The following is a 16,668-nucleotide window of genomic DNA, read 5'->3' as shown; positions in this document are numbered from 1 at the left end:
ACCCCTACCTCAAGGACTGGCAAGACCAGGATCAACGAGTACGGGAGCAGCTGAAGCGGACATTTGAGGCCATTGATTGGTTCTCGGAGGCCAAGCTAATTTACCATCTGCCCCAGTGGTTGCCATCGCAAACGGCAATCTTTGTTGCCAGTAGTATGCCCGTGCGCGATGTTGAGAGTGTCTGGCATGGGAGCAATCGCCGCCATCGCTTTTACTTTAATCGCGGGGCCAACGGCATTGATGGCACATTGTCCAGTGCCTTGGGGGTTGCCCATCGCGGTCAACCAACTCTCTTGATCACTGGGGACTTGGCCTGCTTGCACGATACCAATGGCTGGCTGATCACACCTCAGTTTCAAGGATGTCTGACCGTGCTGCTGATCAACAATAGGGGGGGCGGTATTTTTGAGCATTTGCCGATTCGCCAGTTTGATCCGCCCTTCGAAGCCTTTTTTGCCACACCACAGCAGGTGGATTTTAGTTGCCTTGCCGCTGCCTACGGCATTCCCTACCACTGTCTGAAGGACTGGGCTGATGTGGCGGTACAGCTTCGCCAGACCCCTTGGCCAAAGATACGGCTTTTGGAATTTAGGAGCGATCGCCACCAGAACGCCCAATGGCGACAGCAGGTACTCGCCCATCTTGGGGGCTGAGTTTTGCTCCTTTAGTGCCCCTTTAGTGACTGTGACTGTGGTGGGAAAGCAACTGCTCCTCAAGGGCAGCAATTTGGTTATAGGCGGCTGTGAGTTGTGCCGTGAGCCGTTGAATTTGAATCTCAGGACTCAGGGGGCGATCGCCACTGAGGTGACGCACCTGGCCATAGTCATCATCCACAAGAATATCCTTGTGCTCTAGGGTACTCACCAAGGGGCGAGGTTTTGGCGGGGGGGTCTGCTCCGCAGGGGTGGTCGGCAGCGGCTTGAGCCGCCCTTCCTCTAAGGCCTTAGAAACCTTTTGGTTGAGTTGTTCAACGATCTGGTACAAAGCATCAATTTTGTTACTCAGAACCAGAATCTGCTTATGTAATAAATCCACGGTTCAAATCCTCTCACGGTGGAATGCTGTAGTTGTCAACTCAACTGCCTCTTGGGAAAATAGGGAAGTGGGATTCCTTAACCCTAGGCACTAGAAATACGCTTGATAAAGCAAACATTATCCGTGCGCAGCAGCTACCTAGGATGGGGGGCATAGGGTGCGGAGACTTAGCTTTCCTAGGAAGCTTTCCTAGGAAGTTAGGAATATCAATCACTACCATAGATGACTGAGATCCAGCCTAAGGAAAATCATCAGACAATGGCAACTTTTTCAAGAAGACTTAAGCCCTAGTAAACTTTTGTAAAAGTATGGATCGTTTTCTACATGTCAAATCCCTGCTAATGGAGATATCCGGTGGAAATTCAGTGCCTGACCCTAAAAAACTTTAAGACCCACCGCGAGCGCACCTTTGAGTTTATGCCCGGTGTAAATGTCATCTGTGGTGAGAATGGTGCAGGCAAAACCAGTATTTTTGAAGCGATCGCTTGGGTCCTCTTTGATGCAACATCGGGCTATGGCAATGGCTTTAATAAGGCCATTATTCGCAGGGGCACTCAGCGTGCCGAAGCCATCGTCCAGTTTATCTCCGCAGCCGATGGTCGCTCCTACATCGTGCGCCGCAATACGCAGACGGGCTACTCAATTGTTGATCCGCAAGTGGGGGAACTGGGTCTGTCTTTGCGTGAAGATGTCCACGCTTGGTTGCAGGAACACCTCGGTATCCGCAGTGCCTTTCCCCTCAAAGATCTCTTTGAGCAGATCATTGGCATTCCCCAAGGAATGATGACAGCGGATTTTCTCAAACCGCCAGCGCAGCGGCGTCAAATTTTTGAACCCATTTTGCAGGTGAGTGATTATCGCCAAGCCTTTGACAATGCCCTTGCCCTTGTGAATTTTTCTCAAGAGCAGGTGGCATCCCTAGAGCGTCAGTTGGCTGTCCAGAACCAGGAATTGGCCACGCAATCGCAGTACGAACAACAGGCAACAGCCTTAGCCGCGGAGCTAGAGCGCGATCGCCAGCGGTGCGAGGAATTACAACAGGAATGCCAGGCCTTGGCCGCTGAAAAACAGGAATACGAAGCTGCCGTTGAAACGCTGAACCGTCTTCAGCAAACCTGCGAACGCCTGGAAGCCCAACTGCGTCAGCAGGAGGAATTGTGTCGCGATCGCCAGCGCCAGTTGACCGCTGCCCGCGAAAGTCAAGCCCAGTGCCAGCAATTGCAATCCGACTACGATCGCTATCGTCAGCAGGAGGCTTACTACCAAGAGCTCGACCAGCAACTGCGGGAACGGGCTGCCCTTGAGCAAAACATTCGCAAACTGGAGCAGCAGCAACAAAAGCTAGCCACCCAATTGGCCAGTATTGAAAGCCAACGCCAAGCAATCGCCACCATTGCCAGCCAACTCGCTGCCCTGGAACCCCAAATTGCCGCCGCCGACGCCCTCGATGCCGAAATTGCTCCCCTTGAGGCACGCTACCAGCAAGCCCAACAGGCGGACCAACAACTGCGCCACCTCAAGGAACAAGCGGCAACGCTGCAAAGGCGCCTTGCGGAAATTGACCAACAGGTGCAAGCCCTAGAGCAACAGCGTCCCTTAGCCGCCACCCTGAGCGCTAAACAAGCACAACGGGAGCAACTCCAGGCCCAACTCAACCATGCCAGCGCCGCCCATGCCTTTGCCGCCACCCTGGATCCCATTCTCAATACAGCTCAAAGCCAAGCCGCGGTAGGCGATGCCCTTGTGACGGCAGCCATTGCAGGCCTCACGGCAGCTCAGGAATTTTCCCTCGTTGCCGCCGCTATTCAAGAGGGGCTAGGGGCACTCCAACAGCTTCAGCAGAACTATCACTGGCTTTTGGATCAACTCATGGCCCTGCGACAAACCCTCACCGATCCCGCAGCTATTCCTGCCCTCAACCAGAGGTTAAAACAGTTAGAAGCTGACATTGCCCTGGCTGCCGCAGCAGAGCGATCGCTCTTGCAAGCCCAAGCCCTTGAGGAGGAACGCAGCCGTTTGGAAACAGAGCTTAGACAGTTGGGCGATCGCCAGCAAGCCCTAGAACCCCTCAGCCAAGAACTGGCTGATCTCGAGCGCCGCCTGCACAAATTACGTCAAGAACGAGCCAAGCTTGGTCAACCCCATGCCCAGCGGCAACTGTTACTGGAGCAGCAGGCAGCAGCCCCCCAACTGGAAGCGGACTACGAGCGTTTGTGCAGCCAACAGGCCAGCCTGCAAGCCCGCCTCATTCCCCTCTACGGAGAACGCCAACGCTACGCCGCCCTCGAAGAACAGCGGCAACAGCTTAGCGATGAACTAGCCAGACTACGTTCCAGCTATGATACCTATCTCCAACATCAACAGCAGGCTGCCCAAGTAGAGACCTATGAAGCTGCCCTGAGAACAGCGACCCAAGAAGCCAATCAGTTAAACGCCGACCTTGCCAAAGCTCAAGCAGCGTACAAGGCCCAAGAGCAGAAGCTGGATTTAGCTGCTTTCGAGGCCGTCCGCGATCGCTACGAGACCCTACACCGTGAGTATCAACGGCACCTTGGTGCCATTCCCGAAAAGGAAAAGCAGTACCAAAACTGCCTTGCAACCCTCAAGCATCTTGATGAAGTTGCCGCCGCGAAGGAAAAAACGCTGCAGCATCTGGCAGCGGCGCGCAACCACCACCATCTAATTGAGACCGCCCGCGACATTTTCAGAAGGAGCGGTCCTCGGGTCAGTGCAGCCTATCTGCACACCGTTTCTGCCGAAGCCGATCGCCTACTGCGGGAGCTTCTTAACCGCCCTGATGTAGCGCTCCAATGGACATCGGACTACGAAATTCAAGTGAATGAAGGCGGCTACTGGCGGCCCTTCAAAAGCCTCTCGGGGGGTGAGCAAATGTGTGCTGCCCTTGCGGTGCGCCTTGCCCTGCTACGGGTACTCGTGAACACCGACATTGCCTTTTTTGATGAGCCAACCACCAATATGGATCAAGTGCGCCGCCAACAACTGGCGGAGAGCCTCAGCAACCTCAAAAGTTTTCATCAACTTTTTGTCATTAGCCACGATGAAACCTTTGAAGCCCTCACCGAGCACACGATCCACCTGGAGCGATCGCGCCTTTAGGCGTAAGCGGTGTGGAGTGCCCACCAAATCAGTGCTGCAATAAAGCCAAGAATCAAAACAGCAGAAATCGCGATCATCGCCGGGCTGTCGGCACCATCAAACTTCATAATGCCGCGATTAAAATCCGTGGCCATAGGAATAAACTCCAAGCACCATTGAATCCACAGTAACCAAATTAATTTTAGGCTGCTTTTCTGGGAGTGGGCCTCAGGATAACGAGTTGTTACGATTGATGGCAGTCCGCGACAGACTCCCAACGCTCACCGCTGCCCGATGGGCCGGCTGTGCAACGGTAGAGGGTGGGGCTCCCGCCTAGGAGCTAACCTGTTGCAGTAGCCACAGCCAAGTCCCCAAGAGCCAACGCAAGCCTTGCCAGCGGCGCGATCGCCCCAAGGCAACCACCTCTGGTAGATTCAAAAGCTGGTACACCGCCTGTGCCCGTTGCCACTGCCATCGGCGCAAAAATCGCCATGTTCCGGCCAAGATAAACTGGTGAAAAAAGTCACACTGGCACTGCCGTAGTTCCGCTGGTGAGAGAATGGATAAATCAGCGGCGGCGGCAAAAATACGCCCTAAAGTGGCCAAGGTCTGGGCCTGGAACATTCCCATCGTCAGGGCTTGATCGTGGATCGTGTAGGCGGCGGTGGCGCAAGGAACGGTGTAAACACCCTTTTGGGCAAAGAATCATAGCCACTGGTAGAGGTCTGTGGCTTCGCCGTAGGCGGGATCAAAATCGCCGACCTCGTCTAGGAGCGATCGCCGCCAGATCAAGGCTGGAAACCGCACAAATGAGGAATGACGCAGCAATTGCCTGAGGGCTTGAGCCGGAGGGAGCCATCCTTGCCGGCGGGGTATCTGCCGTCGCCAACAGCGCTGATGGGAATCTACCAGATGCACCCCAAAGAGAAAGACATCAAACTGGCTACCGTACTTCCTGAGGGTTGCTAGAATCGTCGTAATTCCTTGGGGTAGTAGGTAATCATCATCGTGCAACAGCAGGATAAACTCCCCAGCGGCCTTGGCTAAACTCGCATTCCAGTTGGCCACCATTCCTAGGCGTTGGGCATTGTGCTGGTAGTGCCAGTGGCCTAACCAGGGAGCGAGCAAGTCGTGTACTGCTGTTGGCGTGGCAGAATCATCGGTAATGATGATTTCCACTTGATCGTGGTACTCACGGGGCAGCGCTGCCACCACTGAGCGCACCCCTTCCACCAGTCCTTGGGGGCGGTTATAGGCGGGAATGCAAACACTCAAGAGTGGGAGTTTGCGCCATTTTGGCGAACTTGCACCGTCTGTTGCATAATCCATCGGGAGAGTGCGTTAACTCAAAGAACTCTAGGGCACTGTTTTCGGAGCGATTGCTATGACTTCTGCCACCGTCGATCGCCAGCGTTTGCAAGCGGCTTTGGCTTGCCTCCACCTTAGTTTAGAGGCAGAACTCACCCAATATCGCTGCCATCGCATGGTGCAAGCCCATTCCCCCTTTGAGGCGCTGCCTGTTGACCCATCTGCGATCCCCCCCCAACCGAGTGTTCCCCCGACCGCTGCCCCAGAACCCGTTGCCCCAACCGCTCCTCCCGTCATCGGTTCTTTAGCTCCGACTCCTGAAACAGCACCGGCCACCGATGAACACACCAATGAGGGACTTGCGGATCCATTTTTTGAGTTTGATCCCACAGATTTAGCAAAACTGTTACCCCAGTCTTATTCGAGTGATCCCCCTGCCCCCCAAACGCCAACCCCAACAAAGCGCCCCTTTGCCTCCACCCGTGAGCTGCTCAAGCAGGCACGCAAAAATCAACAGCGTCCTTGGTTGCAGCGGCGCGAAAGCAATAGTCAACATCTTGTGCAACGCTGGTTAGTTGTTGTTGGCATTCTTGCCGGGTTAGGTGGCGCAGCCCTGTGGTGGTTCAACCGCCGATCCGCTCCCGTTGCCACTGAATCACCTGCCTCCATACCTTCAACCCCAAAAGCAGAATCACCCACGCCCCCCGTCGGTCCTGATATGACTGCACGGGAATTTCCCGATGTCAACCGCAGCACCCTTGCTCAATTGGAACCTGCGGCCACTCCAGCTCCGAGTGCATTACCCACTCCTGCGACCAGCCCAACCTCATCTGAACCTGAACAGAGGACACAGCTCTTTATCGAAAAAACAACCAATGGTCGCTACTATGTGCTGGCTCCCTACAAGGCACCGGCGGATTTAGAAAAGGCCCAAGCCGTCGTACCCGATGCCTTTTTAGTGGGGAATGGCGATCAAACCAAGATTCAACTGGGGATGTTTGTGGATGAGGCCTCGGCCCAAGCAATGGTCAACCAGTTGCGCGATCGCCTCTAGGGAAGAAGCCAGCGATCGCTGGGATGGCCATATCGTTCCTGCCACTGTAACCAAGTGACATTTTCCCCCTCTAGGCGAAAGGGGTAGGGAGCGTCAGTCCACCAGTGGTTATCCTCCAGTCTCAGTGTCTGCAGGAAGGCTTCCCCCTTGAGGGTTGTCAGGAGCAGCTCTTGGTGGCTGCCAATCCAATTCCCTTCTAGGTGCCAATCTTGAGACGTAATCGTGACCTCCTCACCAGTTTCGGGTAGGGTGACGGTTCGGGGCGAAGGATCGCGGACGCCAATTTGTGCCCCTTGGTTTTCCCAAATCCAGTTGCGGCGCAGGGTCACATGGGCAGCCGCCCAGCCAAAAATGCCGGGAGTTTGCAGATAGTTGGGGGCGATGCTGTAGTTATAGGCAATTAAGGAATCTTCAATTGTGACGGGCCCCGTGCCCGCCTCTAGGAAAAGACCAACCACGGCATTACCGACAAATTGCGATCGCCGAATCTCGACGTTTTGATTATCGGTGTCAAGCCACAGACCGGCTGCTTGATTCCCAATGGCGCGGTAGCGATCAAAGACGGCGCCGCGCAGATGAAAGTACTTCTCCCCCGCATCCCAATCGTAAAAGCCTGCCCATCCCCCCCGCCAATTATTCCCGTGGACAAGCACCTGTTGGACTGTGAAGCCCCGCAAGTGAACCCCCGCCATGCCCCGCCAGCCATTTTGCAGAAACTGCGTTCGCTCCACCCGCAGGCGATCGCTCCGATGACTTTCGAGGCCGCCCCAATTATTTGCCCAAAAAGTACAGTCTTTGACCTCGATGTCATGGCTGCGTTCAATGCGCACCGCCTGGGTAAATGTGCCGCCATAGTGTTCAAAGCGTAGCCCCACCAAACTGATCAAACCACTGTCTAAAATTCGTAAAGCCTCACGGTGAACAGCTACTTCTAATTCACTGGGTGAGACGCCCGCAGGCAATGCCACATACAGTTGCTGCTCTGGATCATCCACGTAGAAATCATTGCCCTGCAACTCTAGGAAGGAGAGCCGCTGCCGCAGGGGAGTATCTTGCCACCACACCAGTTCGCCCCGCTGCGCCACAGGGGGTAACTCAATGTGAAATGCCGTCCATGGATTACCCGAAAAGCCCCAAGCCAAGGTCCAAGGGTGACGGTAAATGGTGAAGTTCGGAGTACTAGAGACCACTTGCCAATCTGACCATCGTTGACTGCCGCGCAAAATCACGCGATCGCCCGCCTTAGCCAGCAGTCGAAGGGGCGTCTGCCGATGACGAATTGTTCCTAGGGCCTCCCGATAAATCCCGCCATGAATGTAAATCTCTGTGGGGCGATCGTGGGCCTGGGCCCACGCCAAGGCAGCACCAATGGTGCGAAAAGGAGTTGTTGGCATTCCCGTGCCAGCATCACTGGCTTGGGGATCGGCTGGATTGACTTCTAGGGTTAGGGCTGCGGCCGAAATTGCCGCAATTTTGGGTTGCCCAATCAAGAATAAGACCATCACCAGCACAATGCACAGCAGAGGTTGCCCCTTCATCGCCGCAGCGGACGGGCTAAATAGGGCACCCACAGGGCGATCGCTGCCACAAAGATCAGCAGCAAGCCAAGGGGCATCTCAATGGATTGCCAAAATAAAAATTTTAGGGACACCGCTTTTGCGTTCTGTACTGAAAAGAGGGCGATCGCCCCACTGCTGATCATCCAGAGTAAAAAGAGCAAAAAGCGACGCATTTATTTTTTTCTCTCAGCTTGTTCTGCTTGGCGAATCATCTCCTCCGTCTTATGGTAGCGGTTATAGGTGGAAAACCCCGTAAAGATTCCCTTGAGAAAGCCATTCAATTGCTCGCGGGTACTGGCACTCGCTGTGCTCAAAGGTGCTGGCAAAAAGCGATCGCCAAAACCAACAAAGACCAAACCAACCACCAGTAGGGGCAAAATCACGTCTTTGACACGCATAGGGCAAACCTCCACAGGTCATGAGGGAATTGCGAGGACGCGCTAACAGGGAAAAAAGATAACTAGTAGTTCTAGTAGTTCCTAATGTGCCGCAGGACTGGCAATCATTTTCAGCCTATGCAAAACCTGGCGATCGCGGTTGGGAAACGTTCATAACAAGAATTGTCAACAAAAATATCAATAAAAATAAATCGTGAAAATACCCATTAAATCTTTGGGAAGGTTGTTGCTACTATAGTAGGCAAGTCATCCAGACCCCAAGACGCCCTATGGTCAACACATCCCCCTCTTCCTCTCGCAAAGCCCTTACCGTGCGGGGTAGAGCCGCTAGCCCCACAGAACGTGCCATTGTTGCCTCCGGTTACGCCAGTATCGATCAAGTGCGGGAAGCCATGAACACCGCCCGCAAAACCGGCAAGTCCCTAGTAGCCGTGTTGCAGGAGATTACAGGCAACACCATGCCCCCCGATGTGTTACGCCAGTACCACAAACAACAGCTTTTTGAGCTGAAAGTGATCTATGGGGTTGATTGCCTCGATCCCGAACTGAATCGTTTCCCCACCGAGCAAATCGAGGAATTGATCAACACGATTGTACCGATTGATACCTGCCGCACCTACCAAGTCATCCCCATTGCCAAGCACCTTGATGCCGACCCCCCCTATCTATTGGTGGCGATGGTAGATCCCGACAACCTCCAAGCTATTGACAACCTCACCCGTCTGCTGCGGAGTCACAACCTCACGCTCAAGCGGATGGTGATCACCCTAGAGGACTACCAGCGCCTCATTGATCCGATTCTCAATAAACAGGTAGCAGAAACCACCGCCAGCAAAAATGCCCCCGCGGCGATCGGTGAAATCAACATCGAAGAAGACATTGAAGCCATGGGTGGCCTTGAAGAGATTGAAGGGGAGCAGGAGGTTGACCTAGCCGAAGCCCTAAGGGGGGCAGAGGACGCGCCGATTATTGCCCTTGTGAACAAAATCCTAGCCAAAGCCCTCACCGAAGGGGTGTCTGACATCCACGTAGAACCCCAGGAAGAATACCTACGGATTCGTTTCCGCAAAGATGGGGTGCTGCACCAAGCCTTTGACCCCCTGCCGAAGAAAATCGTGCCAGCGGTGGTTTCTCGCTTCAAAATCCTGGCTGACCTCGACATTGCCGAGCGGCGTGCCCCCCAAGATGGCCGCATTCGCAAAATGTTCCAGGGGCGACGTGTAGACTTCCGGGTGAACACCCTACCCAGCCGCTGGGGCGAAAAAGTCTGTTTGCGGATCCTTGATAATTCCGCTACCCAGTTAGGCCTCGATAAACTCATCACCGACCCAGAGAGTCTGGCCATTGTCCGGGAAATGACGAAGCGCCCCTTTGGCTTGATCCTAGTGACCGGTCCCACGGGTTCAGGGAAAACGACAACCCTCTACTCTGCCCTTGCCGAGTGCAATAGCCCCGGCGTCAATATCAGTACCGCAGAAGACCCGATTGAATACACCCTACCCGGCTTGACGCAGGTGCAGGTTATTCGGGAAAAAGGGATGGACTTTGCCTCAATTCTGCGCGCCTTTCTCCGCCAAGACCCGGATGTGATTCTGGTGGGGGAAACCCGCGATAAAGAAACAGCAAAAACCGCTATTGAGGCTGCCTTGACCGGTCACTTGGTGTTAACCACCCTGCACACCAACGACGCAGCCAGTGCGGTTGCTCGTCTCTCGGAAATGGGGGTGGAACCCTTCATGGTCTCCGCTTCCTTAATCGGTGTTGTTGCCCAGCGCCTCATGCGACGGGTATGTAGTGAGTGTCGCATTCCCTATACGCCCACCCGCGAGGAACTGGCACGCTTTGGCTTGTCCGCCTCCAAAGATGTCAACCTCACCCTCTACAAAGCCAATAAACTCACACCCGAGCAGATTCAAGCGGCCAAAGCCAGTGGCCAGCCCATCTGTAGTAAATGTGGTGGTGTAGGCTACAAAGGCCGTGTTGGTGTATACGAAATCATGCGGGTGACCGAACGGCTACAAGGCTTGATTACACAAGGTGCCCCCACCGAGCAAATTAAAGAAGCTGCCGTCGAAGAGGGGATGAAAACCCTATTGGCCTACAGCTTGGAGCTTGTTAAACAAGGACTGACGACCCTTGAGGAGGTGGAGCGGGTTACCTTTACAGACACCGGGCTAGAGGCAGAGCTGAAAGCCAAGCGGAAGAGCTCGCTGACCTGTCGCGGTTGTGGCGCTGAACTGGCGCCTGAGTGGCTGGATTGTCCCTATTGCATGACTCCCCGCTTTGTGGATTAAACCAGCAGTGAAGTAGCAGGAAACTAAAGCTAGACAACCTTTTAACGACCAAACGAGGAGCACCCTATGGAGTTGATGATTGAGGATCTCATGGAGCAGGTCGTGGCCAACGGTGGTTCAGACTTGCACATTTCAGCAGGTATCCCCCCCTACGTGCGCATCAGCGGTAAATTAACCCCTATGGATTACGAGCCCCTCACCCCAGAGCAATGCCAGCGCCTGATCTTCAGCATGCTCAACAATAGCCAACGCAAGCACCTAGAGCAAAACTGGGAGTTGGACTGCTCCTATGGTGTGCGAGGTTTGGCGCGGTTCCGCGTCAATGTGTATAAAGATCGGGGTACCTATGCTGCTTGCTTGCGGGCCTTAAGTTCCAAAATTCCCACGTTTGAGCAGTTGGGATTGCCCAACATTGTTCGCGAAATGAGTGAGCGGCCCCGGGGCTTGATTCTGGTGACTGGGCCGACGGGATCAGGCAAAACCACAACCTTGGCGGCAATGATTGACCTGATCAACAAAACCCGCGCTGAGCATATTCTGACGATTGAAGACCCCATTGAGTTTGTCTATGAACCAATCAAGAGCCTGATTCACCAGCGGCAGGTGGGGGAAGACACCAAGAGTTTTGCCAATGCCCTACGGGCAGCGCTGCGGGAAGACCCCGACATTATCCTTGTGGGTGAGATGCGTGACCTGGAAACGATTCAGCTTGCCATCTCAGCAGCGGAAACGGGTCACTTGGTCATGGGCACTTTGCATACCAGTTCAGCAGCTCAAACCGTTGACCGCATGGTGGATGTGTTTCCCCCTGAGCAGCAACAGCAAATTCGCGTCCAGTTGTCCAACTCGTTGGTGGCGGTCTTCAGCCAAACACTGGTTCCTAAGAAAAATCCCAAGCCCGGTGAATTCGGGCGGGTTATGGCCCAAGAGATCATGGTAGTGACCCCTGCTATCTCCAACCTGATTCGCGAAGGCAAGACATCGCAGATTTATTCGGCAATTCAAACGGGCGGTAAGCTGGGGATGCAAACCCTCGAAAAAGTCTTGGCCGATTACTATCGGGCGGGGGTGATTACCTATGAGGCAGCAATGGCTAAATCTTCACGTCCAGATGAGCTGCAACGTCTTATTGGGGCAGGTGCACCTGCGGCGGCAGTGCGCTAGGGAACCGTCAGCGAGCACACCAGATGAATCTGAGAGCAAAGAGGTATTGAGTCATGGCAACCTATGAGGTGCGGATACGAGATGCCCAAGGCAAATACAGAACGGTACGCGAGGAAGCATCAACACCTCGAGAAGCCCGCATGGCTTTGCAGTTGCAAGGGGTACAGGTTCTAGAGGTCAAAGAGGCTCAGAAATTTACTCTCAAGTCGGATCTCGACCTGAGCTTCCTCTCCAAAATTACAGTGAAGGATCGGGCAATCTTTGCTCGTCAGTTTGCGGCACTGGTGAATGCTGGTGTGGCCTTAGTGCGCGGGATCGCTGTTTTGGCTGACCAATGTACCAACCCCAAACTGAAAAAAATCCTCATGGCAGTTAACAATGATATTCAACAGGGGAGTACTCTAGCCGATGCCATGCGCCCCCATTCAGAGGCCTTTGATAACCTATTTGTGGCCATGATCCAAGCGGGGGAAACAGGGGGGGTTCTCGACGAAGTGCTCAACCGTCTCTCAAAGTTGCTGGAGGATCAGGCTCGCCTTAACAACCAGATTAAGTCGGCTTTGACCTATCCTGTGGTGGTGGGTCTGTTGGCTGTGGGCATCTTCCTAGGGATGGTGATTTTTCTGATTCCTGTGTTTGAGGGGATTTTCAAACAGTTGGGAGGTGAGCTGCCTCCCTTTACGGCCATGATGGTGGCTCTTAGTCAATTCCTGCGCACGCCCCAGTATATGGCGTTGCTCATTGTTGCTATCATCGGTTTGGTCTTAGGGATTCGTTTCTATTACAAAACACCTAACGGCCGCCTAACGATTGACGGTCTGCTGCTAAAGTTGCCCCTCTTTGGAGATTTGATCCAAAAAACGGCGGTGGCACGGTTTTGCCGCACCTTTGGCTCATTGTCCCGTTCTGGGGTGCCGATTTTGCGCTCCCTTGAGATTGTAAGTGCCACAGCGGGTAACCAAGTCATCTCCAATGCCATTGATCGCGCTGCGAAGCAAGTCCAGACAGGGGGGATGTTGAGCCTTGCACTGCAACAGGAACGGGTCTTTCCGGTTCTAGCCACCCAGATGATTAACGTGGGCGAGGAGACAGGGGAATTGGATAAGATGCTTATGAAGGTGGCCGACTTCTACGAAGATGAAGTGGAGCAGGCAGTGAAGGCTCTGACCAGTGTGATGGAACCCTTGATGATTGCGGTGTTAGGGGGTATGGTAGGGTCAATTCTGGTGGCGATGTACCTGCCCATGTTCAAGATCTTCGATCTGGTCAAGTAAACCTTGCCATGGCACATCTATCCCCGTCGCGAACCCACTACGACATTCTCGAGGTGGCGCCCACGGCCTCGTTGGCAGAGATTCGCCGTGCTTATCGGGAAAAGAGTAAGCTCTACCACCCTGATACGACGACATTGCCGCTGGCGATCGCCCGCGAGGAGTTTCATCGCCTCAATGAAGCCTACGCAGTGCTGACCAACCCAGAGCAACGGCAGTGGTATGACTTGCAATTGCGCTTGCGTGGCCAGTCTCAGTTGAAGCCACCCCATAGGACAGGGGGAGGGGGGGGCTCTCGCTCCCAAAGCTCTGGGCGTTCTACCAGCATTCCCCCAGAGGATCGCCCCCTCTCGCCGGGGGAGCTTTTTGCCCTGTTTATCTTGGGGCTCACCTTTGTTAGCTGTCTGGTTCTGGCGGTGATTGTCGGTTTGTCCCAACAGGGGCAAGAATGGATCTTGCAAATTGTCAGTCGCATCTCAGAAGTCGGATGAATAACCTGCCTAACCCCCAAACTCCTCTCTACAACCATGCCCTGCCCCAAATTGAAGCATGGCTACAGCAAAAGGGCTGTGTGCGGGACGAAACAGATATTCACTGTTGGGAGTTAGAGTATCCCCAGTGGTCAGTTCGGATTTGCTTGGATATTGAGGAGTTACAAGTGGTCTATCGCGATCGCCTTGCGGGCAGTGTGAGTCAGCGTTCTTTTAAGTACTCCTGCCCGCGCGCGGATGTGGAAGAAGCGATTTTTGCTGCCCCTTAAACGCTATATAGTGGGGCCATAGTGGGTATTTCTGGTGTTGTTTCACTGGATGGCTTGCCGATCCGTTTCAGACCGAAAATCCAGAGAATTCGCTCCTCAATGGCTGCAGCTTGTTCTTTCGTGCCCACTTTCAAGAGGAGCTGATAGGTCAGCATCAGCCTTTCAATTTCGGCCACTTGGGTGCGGATTTCTTCCTCATCTAAATAGAGACTTTCCAGCACTGCATTCAAGTCCACTTCCGGATTGGCGGTCAAGGAAGCACCCTCTGCGACCACGGATTTGAGCTGGCCTTGATACTGCCGCAACAGACGGCGAATAGTGTAGGCAGTAATAGGCAGTAATTTCGTCATTTACGTTACCCCCAAATCACTTTCCCTTCTGTATTTCCGCCTATCAGCGATTTTTTTAGACATCAAAAGGGTATATAACTAATTTGTAAAGTTTGAATTACCATACGTTATTATTCTATAGACTTTAGAGCTTGGGGATCATCCGTAACTCTACTGAATTTGTTGTGATTTAGCCCACAAAAACCATGGAATTATGGGCATTTGCGGATATTGTAAAGTTATATAAACAATTGGATTTTGTTAATAAATGTAACAAAAGTTGTTTGCTAGACCTTGGACACTTGGCGCAACTGTTGAATGCTGTCACGAATACACTGAAGAGCCAAGTCAATCTCAGCCTCTGTCGTGGTGCGCAATAGGCCAAAGCGCAAGGAAGCGCGGGCCAGGGTGGGCGATCGCCCCAAGGCAAGGAGAACATGGGAGGGGGTAGGTTTTTCACTACTACAGGCTGCCCCCGTCGAGAGGGCGACATAGGGATAAATGGAGCGCAGAAGGGCATTGCCGTCAACCCCAGCAATACTGATATTGAGACAGTTGGGCAAACTTTGCTGCCAATCACCATTGAGATAGATATCCCCCAAGGAAACCAACCCCTGCCACAGTCGTTCCTTGAGATGCCACAAATAGGGAATATCCGTTGCTTGACGTTCCTGAGCCAGCTGCACCGCTACTCCAAAGCCGACAATGAGGGGAGTGGCTAGGGTTCCCGATCGCCAGCCCTGTTCTTGAGGACCGCCGTGGAGTTGAGGCGCCAGTTGCACCCGGGGGCGATCGCGCCGCACATAGAGGGCACCAATACCTTTGGGTCCATAGAGTTTGTGGGCAGTCAGGGACATGAGATCCACCTGAAGCGCCTGAACATCCAAGGGAATTTTGCCTAGAGCCTGGGCGGCATCGGTGTGGAAGAGTACCCCGCGATCGCGACAGCAGCGACCAATCTCAGCCAAGGGTTGTAGCACGCCAATTTCATTGTTGGCAGCCATCACGGACACCAGGAGGGTCTCGGGCGTAAAGGCTTGCTCTAACTCAGCGAGATCAATCAACCCTTTTTCATTCACCCTCAGATAGGTCACCCGAAAGCCCAGGGACTCCAAATAGCGGCAGGGAGCAAGCACCGCCTTGTGTTCCGTCTGTACGGTAATGATATGGCGACCGCGACTGTAGTAGGCTTCCGCCACCCCCTTAATGGCCAGATTGTTGGCCTCGGTCGCACCACTGGTAAAAATAATCTCCTCTGGACGGGCATGGATGGCTGCGGCAATGGTTGCGCGGGCAACCTCAATGGCGGCGGCGGCCTCCCAACCGTAGGCATGGCCACGATTACTGGGATTGCCGGGGCGATCGCTAAAATAGGGCAACATTGCTGCTAACACTTGGGGGTCCACCGGTGTAGTGGCCAGTCCATCTAAGTAAATTGGCTTCATTCCCAATCTTCCCAAAAACTCTAGCAAGGAATCCCCCACTCAATGGCTATTCAAGCAACCGAGCAGTAGAAGGCACCAAGGGGGACTATATTGGATAATGATAGGGATTTTCCCAGGGTTGGCCGAGCGGATGAGGCAGCGAACTCATAATTCGCCATAGGCTGGTTCAACTCCAGCACCCTGGATCTTTTAATCCCCGGGAGGCCAATTGAGCGATCGCCTTCCGCTACACTGAAAGAAGTTTCGTGTCGCAAATTTTGCCATGAGTAGCAGCTACAAACCCCAACAGGCCTCCGACAAAAACCTTGAAGCCATGCGCAAGTTTGCGGAAACCTATGCCAAGCGCACTGGAACCTACTTTTGCTCAGATCTAGGGACAACAGCAGTTGTTCTCGAAGGATTAGCTAAACATAAGGACGACTACGGCTCCCCCTTGTGTCCCTGTCGCCACTATGAAGACAAAGAAGCAGAGGTGGCAGCCGCCTACTGGAACTGTCCCTGTGTGCCCATGCGGGAACGGCGGGAGTGTCACTGTCTCCTCTTTCTAACCCCGGATCATCCCTTTGCGGGTACGGCTCAAGAGATTACCTTCGAGCAAATTCGGGAGGAAACCAATCGCTTTACAGTTGCTTAGTCTTCATCCTATTGCTGTGGATGCCCGCAGACACAAACTGACGGGTGGGAAGGCGGCCAAAAATATCAGGAGTTCTAGGGGCATGATTCACAGGCACGAGGGTAGGCAAGTTGCTCTCGCTGGTTCCCTCTCCCCAGAGGTAGCTGCAAGCGGCGTCACTGTGAAGATTGTATTGCAAAGATTGTAGTCAAGGCGCCCCCTGCGGGAGCTTATTTATCAATCAGGGATAAAACACCGGCATTGCCAGTGCTGAGGCAAACCGTAATTGCATCTTGGACATTCCTGCAGAGGAAGATAATTTGACCTGTGGCATCGTTAGCA

Annotated in this window: 19 protein-coding genes and 1 tRNA gene; 10 read left to right on the top strand and 10 right to left on the bottom strand. The window is 53.7% G+C overall.

What is annotated here, in order from left to right; translation table 11 throughout:
• Positions 1-653: thiamine pyrophosphate-binding protein (locus tag IGQ16_RS06075; RefSeq protein ID WP_297060624.1), on the top strand; the 653-nt coding region annotated here is incomplete at its 5' end.
• A 22-nt stretch (positions 654-675) separates the two neighbouring features.
• On the opposite strand, the gene IGQ16_RS06070 is transcribed toward IGQ16_RS06075, so the two are convergent.
• Complete coding sequence (locus IGQ16_RS06070) at positions 676-1,035, bottom strand: hypothetical protein (RefSeq protein WP_297060622.1); 360 nt, start codon at positions 1,033-1,035, stop codon at positions 676-678.
• Between the two features lie 354 nt (positions 1,036-1,389).
• On the opposite strand from IGQ16_RS06070, the gene IGQ16_RS06065 reads away from it, so the two are divergent.
• Positions 1,390-4,152, top strand: coding sequence for an SMC family ATPase (locus IGQ16_RS06065; RefSeq protein ID WP_297060620.1), 2,763 nt, complete (start codon positions 1,390-1,392; stop codon positions 4,150-4,152).
• Here the strand turns inward: IGQ16_RS06065 and IGQ16_RS06060 are convergent.
• From IGQ16_RS06060 to IGQ16_RS06050, 3 genes are all read right to left on the bottom strand, one after another.
• Positions 4,149-4,286 carry a hypothetical protein gene (locus tag IGQ16_RS06060; protein ID WP_024125599.1) on the bottom strand — a complete coding sequence of 46 codons (138 nt, stop codon included), beginning with the start codon at positions 4,284-4,286 and terminating at the stop codon, positions 4,149-4,151. The two genes, IGQ16_RS06065 and IGQ16_RS06060, sit on opposite strands and share 4 nt — an antisense overlap.
• Positions 4,287-4,464: 178 nt before the next feature.
• Entirely contained in the window at positions 4,465-4,761 is a 297-nt protein-coding gene (locus IGQ16_RS06055; RefSeq protein WP_297060619.1) for a hypothetical protein, read from the bottom strand.
• Positions 4,762-4,836: 75 nt separating this feature from the next.
• A complete protein-coding gene (locus IGQ16_RS06050; RefSeq protein WP_297041135.1) occupies positions 4,837-5,406 on the bottom strand; it encodes a glycosyltransferase in 570 nt (189 codons plus the stop codon).
• Between the two features lie 109 nt (positions 5,407-5,515).
• Here IGQ16_RS06050 and IGQ16_RS06045 point away from each other — a divergent pair, with 109 nt between their 5' ends.
• Entirely contained in the window at positions 5,516-6,493 is a 978-nt protein-coding gene (locus IGQ16_RS06045; RefSeq protein ID WP_297060617.1) for an SPOR domain-containing protein, read from the top strand.
• Here the strand turns inward: IGQ16_RS06045 and IGQ16_RS06040 are convergent.
• Genes IGQ16_RS06040 through IGQ16_RS06030 form a run of 3 tightly spaced genes read right to left on the bottom strand, consistent with a single transcriptional unit; the run spans position 6,490 to position 8,450 of the window.
• Positions 6,490-8,031: a right-handed parallel beta-helix repeat-containing protein gene (locus IGQ16_RS06040; protein ID WP_297060615.1), complete on the bottom strand. Its 1,542-nt coding sequence runs from the start codon at positions 8,029-8,031 to the stop codon at positions 6,490-6,492. The two genes, IGQ16_RS06045 and IGQ16_RS06040, sit on opposite strands and share 4 nt — an antisense overlap.
• Positions 8,028-8,225 (bottom strand): lipopolysaccharide assembly protein LapA domain-containing protein, encoded by a 198-nt coding sequence (locus IGQ16_RS06035; RefSeq protein ID WP_024125597.1) that lies wholly within the window; start codon positions 8,223-8,225, stop codon positions 8,028-8,030. The genes IGQ16_RS06040 and IGQ16_RS06035 overlap by 4 nt, the downstream gene beginning before the upstream one ends.
• Positions 8,226-8,450 carry a hypothetical protein gene (locus tag IGQ16_RS06030; protein ID WP_024125596.1) on the bottom strand — a complete coding sequence of 75 codons (225 nt, stop codon included), beginning with the start codon at positions 8,448-8,450 and terminating at the stop codon, positions 8,226-8,228. It abuts the gene before it with no gap.
• Between the two features lie 269 nt (positions 8,451-8,719).
• On the opposite strand from IGQ16_RS06030, the gene IGQ16_RS06025 reads away from it, so the two are divergent.
• From IGQ16_RS06025 to IGQ16_RS06005, 5 genes are all read left to right on the top strand, one after another.
• On the top strand, positions 8,720-10,744 hold the full coding sequence (locus tag IGQ16_RS06025; RefSeq protein ID WP_297060613.1) for a GspE/PulE family protein: 2,025 nt from the start codon (positions 8,720-8,722) through the stop codon (positions 10,742-10,744).
• A gap of 66 nt (positions 10,745-10,810) precedes the next feature.
• Entirely contained in the window at positions 10,811-11,908 is a 1,098-nt protein-coding gene (locus tag IGQ16_RS06020) for a type IV pilus twitching motility protein PilT (RefSeq protein ID WP_297060611.1), read from the top strand.
• 53 nt (positions 11,909-11,961) lie between these two features.
• A complete protein-coding gene (locus IGQ16_RS06015; RefSeq protein ID WP_024125593.1) occupies positions 11,962-13,182 on the top strand; it encodes a type II secretion system F family protein in 1,221 nt (406 codons plus the stop codon).
• An 8-nt stretch (positions 13,183-13,190) separates the two neighbouring features.
• Positions 13,191-13,670 (top strand): J domain-containing protein, encoded by a 480-nt coding sequence (locus IGQ16_RS06010; protein ID WP_024125592.1) that lies wholly within the window; start codon positions 13,191-13,193, stop codon positions 13,668-13,670.
• Positions 13,667-13,939 carry a DUF3143 domain-containing protein gene (locus IGQ16_RS06005; protein ID WP_024125591.1) on the top strand — a complete coding sequence of 91 codons (273 nt, stop codon included), beginning with the start codon at positions 13,667-13,669 and terminating at the stop codon, positions 13,937-13,939. The genes IGQ16_RS06010 and IGQ16_RS06005 overlap by 4 nt, the downstream gene beginning before the upstream one ends.
• Here IGQ16_RS06005 and IGQ16_RS06000 read toward each other — a convergent pair.
• Both IGQ16_RS06000 and IGQ16_RS05995 read right to left on the bottom strand, forming a co-directional pair.
• Positions 13,936-14,289 (bottom strand): hypothetical protein, encoded by a 354-nt coding sequence (locus IGQ16_RS06000; protein ID WP_024125590.1) that lies wholly within the window; start codon positions 14,287-14,289, stop codon positions 13,936-13,938. The two genes, IGQ16_RS06005 and IGQ16_RS06000, sit on opposite strands and share 4 nt — an antisense overlap.
• 266 nt (positions 14,290-14,555) lie before the next feature.
• Positions 14,556-15,713, bottom strand: coding sequence for an aminotransferase class V-fold PLP-dependent enzyme (locus IGQ16_RS05995; RefSeq protein ID WP_024125589.1), 1,158 nt, complete (start codon positions 15,711-15,713; stop codon positions 14,556-14,558).
• Positions 15,714-15,825: 112 nt separating this feature from the next.
• Between IGQ16_RS05995 and IGQ16_RS05990 the strand changes: the two genes are divergently transcribed.
• Positions 15,826-15,898: transfer RNA gene (locus IGQ16_RS05990), tRNA-Ile, on the top strand.
• A 77-nt stretch (positions 15,899-15,975) separates the two neighbouring features.
• The gene (locus IGQ16_RS05985) at positions 15,976-16,347 is read left to right on the top strand and encodes a ferredoxin-thioredoxin reductase catalytic domain-containing protein (RefSeq protein ID WP_297060609.1); all 372 of its coding nucleotides are present in this window, start codon (positions 15,976-15,978) and stop codon (positions 16,345-16,347) included.
• On the opposite strand, the gene IGQ16_RS11735 is transcribed toward IGQ16_RS05985, so the two are convergent.
• Positions 16,334-16,525, bottom strand: coding sequence for a spore coat protein U domain-containing protein (locus IGQ16_RS11735; protein WP_367116116.1), 192 nt, complete (start codon positions 16,523-16,525; stop codon positions 16,334-16,336). The genes IGQ16_RS05985 and IGQ16_RS11735 overlap by 14 nt on opposite strands.
• Between the last annotated feature and the right edge of the window lie 143 nt (positions 16,526-16,668).

Origin of the sequence: Thermosynechococcus sp. M3746_W2019_013, from assembly GCF_015296045.1 — a bacterium.
Classification (GTDB): Bacteria; Cyanobacteriota; Cyanobacteriia; order Thermosynechococcales; family Thermosynechococcaceae; genus Thermosynechococcus.
The sequence above is the reverse complement of the archived record's forward strand: the minus strand, read 5'-3'. Positions and strand labels throughout refer to the sequence as shown.

Bases quoted from the DNA above. Each gene is read 5' to 3' on its own strand.
- IGQ16_RS06060 (WP_024125599.1), bottom strand. From the start codon at position 4,286: ATGGCCACGGATTTTAATCGCGGCATTATGAAGTTTGATGGTGCCGAC.
- IGQ16_RS06055 (WP_297060619.1), bottom strand. From the start codon at position 4,761: ATGGGAATGTTCCAGGCCCAGACCTTGGCCACTTTAGGGCGTATTTTT.
- IGQ16_RS06045 (WP_297060617.1), top strand. From the start codon at position 5,516: ATGACTTCTGCCACCGTCGATCGCCAGCGTTTGCAAGCGGCTTTGGCT.
- IGQ16_RS06040 (WP_297060615.1), bottom strand. From the start codon at position 8,031: ATGAAGGGGCAACCTCTGCTGTGCATTGTGCTGGTGATGGTCTTATTC.
- IGQ16_RS06035 (WP_024125597.1), bottom strand. From the start codon at position 8,225: ATGCGTCGCTTTTTGCTCTTTTTACTCTGGATGATCAGCAGTGGGGCG.
- IGQ16_RS06030 (WP_024125596.1), bottom strand. From the start codon at position 8,450: ATGCGTGTCAAAGACGTGATTTTGCCCCTACTGGTGGTTGGTTTGGTC.
- IGQ16_RS06025 (WP_297060613.1), top strand. From the start codon at position 8,720: ATGGTCAACACATCCCCCTCTTCCTCTCGCAAAGCCCTTACCGTGCGG.
- IGQ16_RS06020 (WP_297060611.1), top strand. From the start codon at position 10,811: ATGGAGTTGATGATTGAGGATCTCATGGAGCAGGTCGTGGCCAACGGT.
- IGQ16_RS06015 (WP_024125593.1), top strand. From the start codon at position 11,962: ATGGCAACCTATGAGGTGCGGATACGAGATGCCCAAGGCAAATACAGA.
- IGQ16_RS06010 (WP_024125592.1), top strand. From the start codon at position 13,191: ATGGCACATCTATCCCCGTCGCGAACCCACTACGACATTCTCGAGGTG.
- IGQ16_RS06005 (WP_024125591.1), top strand. From the start codon at position 13,667: ATGAATAACCTGCCTAACCCCCAAACTCCTCTCTACAACCATGCCCTG.
- IGQ16_RS06000 (WP_024125590.1), bottom strand. From the start codon at position 14,289: ATGACGAAATTACTGCCTATTACTGCCTACACTATTCGCCGTCTGTTG.
- IGQ16_RS05995 (WP_024125589.1), bottom strand. From the start codon at position 15,713: ATGAAGCCAATTTACTTAGATGGACTGGCCACTACACCGGTGGACCCC.
- IGQ16_RS05985 (WP_297060609.1), top strand. From the start codon at position 15,976: ATGAGTAGCAGCTACAAACCCCAACAGGCCTCCGACAAAAACCTTGAA.